Source organism: Planomonospora alba, assembly GCF_039534085.1.
Taxonomy (GTDB): Bacteria; Actinomycetota; Actinomycetes; order Streptosporangiales; family Streptosporangiaceae; genus Planomonospora_B; species Planomonospora_B alba.
In genome coordinates, this window is record NZ_BAAAUT010000159.1 from 1 (window position 1) to 1,062 (window position 1,062).

The following is a 1,062-nucleotide window of genomic DNA, read 5'->3' on the forward strand; positions in this document are numbered from 1 at the left end:
CCGGTTGGGGGCGGAAGGCGACGTGCAGCGCGGCGGGGCACTGGTGGAAGGGGCCGGGCCGGTTGGGCACGTCGGTCGCGGTGAGCCGCAGGTCCCAGAGCCGGTCCAGGAGCGTCTCGATCGCCGTCTGGGCGATGACGGCGGCGTGGCCGTCGGCCGGGCAGCGGTGCGGGCCGGCGGACCAGGCCAGATGGGAGCGGTTGTCGTAGCCGAGACCCGGCGGCAGGTCCGGGTCGGTGCCGGTGGCGGCGTGGCTGATGAGGATCGGCACGCCGGGCGGGATGGGGGCGCCGTGCAGCATCGTGGCGCGCCGGGCGTAGTGCACGCTGAAGTTGGCCATCGGCGAGCGGGTCCACAGCACCTTCTCCATGGCGCGCCGCACGGTGACCGCGCCGCCGGTCAGGTCTCCGGCGTAGGCGTCGTCCTCCAGCAGCAGCCGCAGGCCGGAGGCGATCCAGGCGGCGGTGGGGATGACGCCGGCGCCGACGAAGCAGAACAGCTGGTGGAGGATCTCCTCGGAGGTGAGCCGGTTGGGGTGGGCGAGCATCCAGGAGGTGAAGTCCCGCCCCGGGGTGCTCTGCTTCGTCTCGATGAGCTCGGCCAGGCATCGGGCGAAGTCGGCCGCGCCCTGCATCGCGTCCGGACCGCCGCTCATGAGGACCTGGCAGCCGGTGACCATCCGGCCGACCATGGAGGCGGGGCAGCCGAGGATGTCGGTGAAGACCAGCAGCGGGATCGTGTCGGCGAACTCGGTCATCAACTCGGCGTGCCCGGCCGGGGCGAAGCGGGCGATGAGGCCGAGGGAGTGGCGCTGGACGGTCTCCCGCAGCGCGTGCAGGTCGATGCGGGCCGCGCAGTCTTCGATCGCTCTGCGCAGCCGTTCGTGCTCGTGGCCGTCGGCGTACAGCAGGTTCGGCCGGTAGCCCATGATCGCCAGGACGGGGCTGTCGGGGGGTACCTGCCCGCTGCTGAGGGCGGCCCAGTTGCGGCTGTCCTTGCTGTAGGTGGCGCTGTCGTTGAGCAGCGTGACCGCGGCGCGGTGGCTGGTGACGACCAGCGCGT

At 72.8% G+C, this 1,062-nt stretch carries 1 protein-coding gene; it reads right to left on the minus strand.

Annotation, left to right across the window (positions count from 1 at the left end; translation table 11 throughout):
* On the minus strand, positions 1 to 1,062 hold a 1,062-nt coding region (locus ABD823_RS34400; RefSeq protein ID WP_344867141.1), incomplete at both ends, for a cytochrome P450 family protein.